This is a genomic window from Methylobacterium sp. WL69 (genome assembly GCF_008039485.1).
In the GTDB taxonomy this organism is placed as follows: Bacteria; Pseudomonadota; Alphaproteobacteria; order Rhizobiales; family Beijerinckiaceae; genus Methylobacterium.
The window spans coordinates 1-7414 of the sequence record NZ_VRUZ01000143.1 but is presented as its reverse complement, the minus strand read 5'-3'; the positions used below and the strand labels follow the sequence as shown (position 1 = coordinate 7414).

At 72.4% G+C, this 7414-nt stretch carries 4 protein-coding genes; 1 reads left to right on the top strand and 3 read right to left on the bottom strand.

Features of this window, described 5'->3' with window-relative positions:
- Positions 1 to 111: 111 nt before the first annotated feature.
- Positions 112 to 609 carry a peptide deformylase gene (locus tag FV218_RS21380; RefSeq protein ID WP_147711470.1) on the bottom strand — a complete coding sequence of 166 codons (498 nt, stop codon included), beginning with the start codon at positions 607 to 609 and terminating at the stop codon, positions 112 to 114.
- Between the two features lie 156 nt (positions 610 to 765).
- Here FV218_RS21380 and FV218_RS21375 point away from each other — a divergent pair, with 156 nt between their 5' ends.
- Complete coding sequence (locus FV218_RS21375; RefSeq protein WP_056094505.1) at positions 766 to 954, top strand: hypothetical protein; 189 nt, start codon at positions 766 to 768, stop codon at positions 952 to 954.
- Positions 955 to 976: 22 nt separating this feature from the next.
- Here FV218_RS21375 and FV218_RS21370 read toward each other — a convergent pair whose 3' ends face one another.
- Both FV218_RS21370 and FV218_RS21365 read right to left on the bottom strand, forming a co-directional pair.
- Entirely contained in the window at positions 977 to 5254 is a 4278-nt protein-coding gene (locus FV218_RS21370; protein WP_246685228.1) for a translocation/assembly module TamB domain-containing protein, read from the bottom strand.
- Between the two features lie 89 nt (positions 5255 to 5343).
- On the bottom strand, positions 5344 to 7248 hold the full coding sequence (locus tag FV218_RS21365; protein WP_147711471.1) for an autotransporter assembly complex family protein: 1905 nt from the start codon (positions 7246 to 7248) through the stop codon (positions 5344 to 5346).
- Between the last annotated feature and the right edge of the window lie 166 nt (positions 7249 to 7414).

Here is a 7414-nt window from a genome sequence, read left to right as displayed (position 1 = left end):
CGCCCCCGTCGCGGCCGGGGCGACCGAACCCGTCAGGAGTAAGGCGAGGAGCGTCGGAGGAGCGAGCCGCATGGACGGTTGCGTATCATGGGCACGGTGCGGGCGGAACAGTCAGGGCCGCGGCAGCTTGCCGAAGCGCTTCACGGCCCGGTCCCGGCGCAGGCGCGACAGGCGGTCGATCCAGAAGATGCCGTCGAGCTGATCTATCTCGTGCTGGAGGCAGGCGGCGCGAAACCCTGCCGCACTCTCTTCCCGCTCGCTACCGTCGAGATCGTGGTAGCGCAGGCGCACCTGGGTCGCCCGGTCGACGAGATCGGTGACGCCCGGCATCGAGACGCTACCCTCCATCTGCGGGGCGCGCTCGGGCGAGGCCCAGACGATCTCGGGGTTCACGTAGGTGGTGGCCGGGTCGCCGGGCTCCAGCCGAACCACCATCACCCGTTGCAGGCGACCGAGATGCGGCAGGGTGAGGCCGAGGGCTGAGACTGCCTTGAGGGCCTCGAACAGGTCATCGGCCGCCGCCCGCAGGGGGTTGTCGAACGCCTGGACGGGCTCGGCCGGCAGGCGCAGGCGTGGATCGGGGTAGAAGAGCAGGGATCGAGCGGGCAAAGCGCGGCTCCGATGGGCGAGGTCCGTGGAGGGATGCATGTGGGGCGGGGCCTGCCTGCCCTCGACGCTGGGATCGAAGAGGGTGCTGGCGCAGGCCTTGCGGCGTTGCGCCCGTCACGCCGCATGCGGCGGCGCGGACAACGAAGAGGATACCGAATGGCGCGCAACCCGCACGATGCGAAGACCCTGACCGCGACCGGCGCCCGGCGTGGCGCCCACGAGTTCGGCGAGGTCATCCTCCTCGGCCTGACGAGCGTGCTCGGGCTGCTCTGGGCCATCGTGCTGGTGACCCATTTTCACGCCCCCTTGAGCGGGTTCGGCCAGTCGCTGTGGCTGATGCGCTGACGGCCTTCACCGAGCCCGCCGCTCAATACTCCCACTCGGCGCCGACGCCGACGGCGGTACGGCCATCGCTGCCGGCCTCGCCCTGGATCTTGATGCGGCGGGTCACGTCGTAATCGATGGTGGCCGCCGTGTCGGCGGGCTTGGCTCCGGCCTTCACCCCGACGCTGAGCTTGTCGCTGAGGTAGCGCGAGGCGCCCACCGCCGGGCCGCCGCTCGCCCCCGTGGAGATGTCGAGGCTGTCGAGGCCGAGGCCCTTGCGGGCCTGCTCGAACACGTCGACGCCGCCGGCACCGCCCGAAAACTGAGCCACGGCCTGGGCGAGCTGCAGGGCCTGGAACGGCGACAGGCCGCCCGACGCCTTCTTGAACAGGAGGCGCGACAGCACCTCGTCCTGCGGCAGGGTCGGATCGGACGTGATGGCGAAGACCGGCTGGCTCGCGGGCCCCGTCACGGCGATCCGGGCCGTGATTTCGGCGGCCTTGGTCTCGGCCAGGAAGTCGAGGTCGGGCTGCGCGATCTCGCCGCCGAAGGTCAGGCGCCCCCGGGTGAAGTCGAGGCGCTGACCGACCACGCTGAGGCGGCCGCGCCGCATCTCGAAGTCGCCTGTCGCCACGGGGTCGCGCGACGAGCCGGTGAGCCGCAGGGCCCCGCCGAGTTCGGCATCGATGCCGCGTCCGCGCACGAAGATGCGGTTGGGGGCGTTCACTGCCACATCGAGGGTGGCGTCGAAGGGTGGGGCGGCCTTGCCCCGCCGGCGTCCGGCCGCCGCCACGGCGGCCTTGCGGTCGGCCCGGGCGGCGAGGCGGGCGCGCACGTCGGGCGGTGTGTTGACGTGCCGCACGCCCTCCAGGGGCTTCACGCTGGCCGGCAGGCGATCGGGTACCGTGACATCGACGGAGACGAGATCGACGCGTCCCGAGACCTTGGGTGTGCGGGCAAGCGGGCCGCTCAGGGCGAGGTTGAGGCTCGCCACTGCCGTCATCAGCGGGCTCGACACGAGTTCGGCCCGCTCGGCGACGAGGCGCAGGTTGCCGGGAAACCCGGCCGCCGGCTGAAGCGCGACCCGGCCGTCGGCGCGCAGGGTACCGCCGTTGCGGGTCAGCGCGGTCAGGCGCTCCACCACCAGGGTGTCGCCCCGCCCGGTGACGCGGCCCTCGATGTTGGTCAGCCGGATGCCCTGGAGAGGGTCGGTGAACGAACCGCCCATGAGGGTGGCAGCGCCCTCCGCACGCGGGGCAGCGAAGGTGCCGGACACGCCCGCGTCGATGGCGACGCGTCCAGTGACGCGCTGCCCGCCGACGCTGAGGAGGGAGTTGGCGAGGGCCGCTTCCAGGGTGCCCCGGAGTTTCAGCGCGATGTTGCCACCGGCCGCCACCGGGACGGAGCCCGAAACGGTCATCTCGGCGCCGCGCCCGGCCGAGACGCGGCCCTCGATGCCGGCGCGGCCATCGGACAGGGTGCCGCTGGCCTTGGCGTCGATGGGCGGCAGGCCGGCCTTGCGTGTCTCAGGAGTAACGAGGCGCGCGAGGGTGAAGGCGTAGTGCCCCTCGGGCCGCTCCGATGTACCGCGCATATCCGCTTCGCCGTCGAGGGTGCCGGTGAGGGCGAGCCCCGGCGAGGCGATGCGCGCCATGACGAGCGGCACGGCGCGGAGACCGAGCTTCAGGTCGAGCTTCGAGCCGGCCCGACCCGACAGGCTGACCCGCCCGGTGCCGGCGGCGATCACGAGATTGTCGATCACGGCGCCACCCTCCGCGAGGGTGATGGTGGCGGGTCCGGCCAGCGCCAGGCGATCGCCGCCGCGCGCGGCGGAGAAGCGCGCGAGTTCGATCCGCGTCCGGTCCGCGGGCACGAGGCGCGCGGCGCCGTCGAGGTCGAAGCCGCGGGCCTTGGCGGTCAGGGTGATGTCGCTGGCGCTCGGCGAGCCCGTGGCGACGAGGCGCACGGTATCCAGGGTCTCGCCCGAGGCCACGACCCGGTCGGCATTGACGCGGCCGTCGATGACGGGCCGGGCGAGGAGGTCGCGCCCGGTGAGGTCGGCGTCGAGGCGGGCGAGGCCGAGGGCGCCCGCACGCAGCGACGCGCCCTTCGCCCGGATCGCCGCGTCCTGGCGCCCGCCTGCCCGCGTGAGGGTGACGGCCGCGTCGACACTTCCGCCCAGGGAGGTCAGGGCCAGGGGCGTGAGATCGTCGAGGTTCGCCGCCGTGATGGTGAGGCTACCCTCCGCGAGGAAGGAGCGGGCATCGACGCGGGCGCTGCCCGCGATGGCGACGGAGCCGAGGTTGAAGGCGAGGCGATCCAGCGACCAGTCCTGGGGCAGGCGGGCGAGGTGGGCATCGGCGCGAAGGGCCTTGCCGGCGACATCGCCGGTGAGCGTCACGGTCCCGTCGAGGGCGCCGGTGAGGTCGCGGAGCGCCGTCTCCAGGCGCAGAGCCCGGATGGGCAGTCCCTGTGCGCGCAGGTCGTCCCCCGTCACCGTCGCCGTGAGGTCGGGCTTCTCCAGGGTGCCGGTCAGGCGCCCATCGAGGAGGGCGCGGCCGGACAGGGCGGCATCGACGACGGAGAGGTCCTTCAGGTCGACGAGCAGCTTGGCGTCGGCCATGCGGGCGGTGGCGCGTCCGTCGAGGCGGGCGACCATTTCTGCGCCCTCGAGGCGCGCCCCGTCGAAGGCATAGCCGTCATAGACCTGGGCAAGGCGCCCGGTGAAGCGCGGGCTACGGCCGAGCAAGCCGTCCAGCGTCGGCACCGAGAGGGCGAGGCGGTCGGCGCGCAGATCCACATCGGCGGTCACCGCCTTACGGGCCGGGTCTCCGCCGAGCTTCGCCTGCCCGGTCAGACTTCCGGCGAGCGGCCGGCCGGCAATGTCCGAGAAGGCGGCGAGATCGGCGAGTGCCGCATCGACGGTGCCCGTCAGGGTGTTCTGGCCGACAGTTCCGGCATAGGTCGCGCGGGCCGTCGGGCCCTCGATGGCGAGCTTCGCCACCTCCACGACGCCGCTGGGCTGGAGCGTACCCCGGAAGGCGAGGGCGGCCCGCGCTCCGATGGCGCGGCGCAGGGCCGGATCGGCGAGGCTCAGGCCTGCGACATTGGCGTCGGCGCTGAGCGCGAAGCGGCTCGCGGCGGAATCCGGCCCCGTCGGCGCCATGGCGATGGCGGCCTCGACGCGGTCGAGGGCATTGCCGTCGGCGCGCAAGCCGGCGGCTTTGAGGATGCCGTCGACGGTCGGACGGGCGATGGGGCCCTTCAGGCTGCCGTCGAAGACGAGGCTGTCGAGCTCGGCGTCGCCCGCCTTGGTGGTGGCGCCGTCCGTCGGCACGGCGCGGGCCGCAACGACGAAATCCGCAACGCGATCGGCGGTCAGGGTCCCCCGCGCTTCCAGGCGGGCGGTCCGCGAAGTAAGATCGAGGCGGTCGATGCCGAAGGCGCCGCCGTCGGAGAAGCGCAGGCCCCCTTCGAGCTTCGTCGTGCCCGAGAACACCGCCGCCGCGGGGCCGGGCAGCAGCGCCTCGATGCGCGAGGCGAGGTCGAGGGCGAGGCGCCGGTCGGTGCCGATGCGCGAGATCCGGGCCGAGCCCTTGGCGCCGAGGTCCGGCCCGGCATCGAAATCGAGGCGGGCGTTCCAGGAATCCAGGGTGCCGCGCCCGTCGAGATCGAGGTTGATCGCCGGCGTCCCAGGCAGGTTGGCCGCCTTCGAGAGCAGGCCGCCCACGGGCTCCACCAGGGTGGTCTTGAGCTCCAGGGTCTCACCCCTGGGGACGAACAGCAGGCGGGCGGCGAAATCCCCCGCCGCGTCGAGGCGACGGACCTTGAGGTCGAGGTCGAGGCCTTCGGACGGCGCGCCGAGCTTGGCCCGTCCATCGGCGGCCAAGCGCGCGGTCTGGCCGGCCAGGGCCTCGCCCAGTACGAGTTCGGCGAGCTTGAACGCCTTGACCTCGACCTTCACCGGCAGGTCGGGCAGCAGCGCGCCGTCGGGCTCCGCCTTGGCCGAGACGGGGGCGGGCAGGGGACGACGCAGGATTTCGAGGCGCCCGACCTCCAAGCTGTCGATCTCGAGGCGGCCCGAGAGCAGGGCGAGGCGGCGCCAGACCAGGCGCGCCCGGTCGAGCTTCAGCCAGACACCGTTGGCATCGCTGATGGCGATGTCACGCACCGTGGCATCGGAGGACAGGGCGCCGTCGACGGCCCCGATGGCGACCTGCGAACCGGGGGTGGAGAGCGCCTTCGAGAGCAGGCCGCCGAGGACCGATTTTTCGGCCTCGTCGGCGCGGGTGGGGCGTGCGGGGCCGAGGAGAAGCACCATGCAGCTCAGCGCGACGATGGTGCGCGCGACCCTCCCCCCACAGAGGGGGGAGGGATTCTTGCGCGAACGGAAAAGGTCCCGAAATCCCATCAGAACGACTGCCCCAGGCTGATGTAGAGGGCCACGGGGCGCTCGCGGTTGCCCTTGATGCGGTCCAGGGGGAAGGCGACGTCGACGCGGATCGGGCCGATGCCGGTGTAGTAGCGCAGCCCTAAGCCGGCCGCGTAGCGGATGCGCTCCTCGAAATCGGGCAGGCTCGACGCGAAGGCGGTACCGGCATCGAAGAACGGCACGACGCCGATGGTGTCGGTCACCTTGATGCGGGCCTCGAACGAGGCCTCCAGCAGGCTGCGCCCACCGATGGGCAGGTTGAACGGGCCGCGCGGCCCGAGGGTCCGATAGGGGAAGCCGCGCACGGAGCCACCGCCACCGGCGAAGAACCGGATGTTGGCCGGGATCTCGTCGAGGTTCGCGCCGGAGATCGAGCCGAAGCCGATGCGGCCGGCGAGGATGTAGCGGGCCTCGTCGTCGAGGGCATAATAGGTCGAGCCCTGCGCCTTCGCGACGAAGATCGACGGGTCGGAGCCGAGGAAGCCCGCATAGGGCGTCGCCGAGGCGATGACGCGGACCCCCTTGGTCGGATCCAGGAGGTTGTCGGTGGAATCGTAAGACACCGAGAGCGGCACGCCGACGAGGCGGTAATCGACCTTGCCGAGGGCGTCCTGCGAGCGACCGGCCTGCCCGTCGACGCCGATCTGCGCGAAGAACGCGTCGGAGAAGCGGTGGCGCAGGCCGATGGTGCCGCCGGCCGCGTCGCTGACGTAGGATTGCTGCGCCTCGCGGCCGACGAACAGGTTGGCGACGAGGTCGTTGCGGGTGCCCCACAGGGCCGGCTTGACGAAGGTGGCCGAGAGGCGACCGCCGAGGCCGTTGGAATCGATGCCCGCGAGCTTGCGCTGCGTCGCGTAGAGGTCGTTGCCGAGGTAGTAGACATCGGCATCGAGCCGCAGGGTCTCGCCGCCGCCGAACAGGTTGCGGTTGGCGTAATAGGCGCGGATGCCGGGGCCATCGACGGTGGAGTAGCGCGCCGCGACCCCGATGAGGTTGTGATCGCGCTCGGTCACATCGACGAAGATCGGCAGATTGCCGGCGGGATCGAGGGCCTCGCCCTCGCGCACCCGGATCGAGCCGAGGGCCTCGACCTTCGCCACGGACCGGCGGATGTCGGCGATGGCCTTGGGCGAATACGGATCACCCGGCTCGGCATAGATGAACGAGCGCACCACCGCCGGATCGAGGCCCGTGGTGCCGCGCACGGTCACGTCGCCGAGGCCCGCGATGGGGCCGGGATCGATGGTGAAGCCCACATCCATGACATGGGCCGTGTCGTCGACCACGGGTGCGCGCGCGACCGCCTTGGCGAAGGGATGTCCGAGGGCCCGGAAGCGGTCGACGACCTTGGCCTCGCGGGCGAGCACGGTGGCGGAGCGCGCCGGCACGTCGTCGTCCACGCGGGTGAAGCGGACGGGCAGCACCTCCTCCGGAAACGGATTGCCGGCGGAATCGCGCACGGTGACGGCGCGCAGGGTGTAGAGCGGGCCGGCCTCGACGGTGATCCGCACCGGTACGAGGGCGCGGGCGCGGGACCCCTCCGCCGCACCGGCCGCTGCCGCGACGCTCGACTCGCCCGAGAGCGTCACCCCGTCGATGCGGATCTGGACGGTGCCCTGATAATAGCCGTAGCCGGAAAGCACGTCGGCGAGACGGCGCTGGTCGGCCTCGGCCCGGCGCACGAGGCCCTCGCCATCCGGCGGCGCATCCTGGCGCAGGCGGTAGAGGGTGGAGGTGTCCTGAAGCGCGCGCAGGACATCGTCGTCATCGATCCCCTGAAACTTGACCGTGTAGGGCAGGGCGCCCGAACTGGGAGCCGGCGGCTCTTCCTCCGAGCCGAACAGGCCGAACAGATCGAAGGCGACGGCCGGCTGTACCGCCATGCCGCCGCTGACAAGTGCGACGGCCACGGGCAGGGCGGCCCGCGCGAGGGCGCGCGTCACGGCATCACGTAACAAAGCCACCATCACGAACGGCGCGTCCCACGAGGGAGCCGGCCCGCGCCGCTCCCCGGCCGGTTCGGCCCCCACCCGTTCACTGCCGTCATCC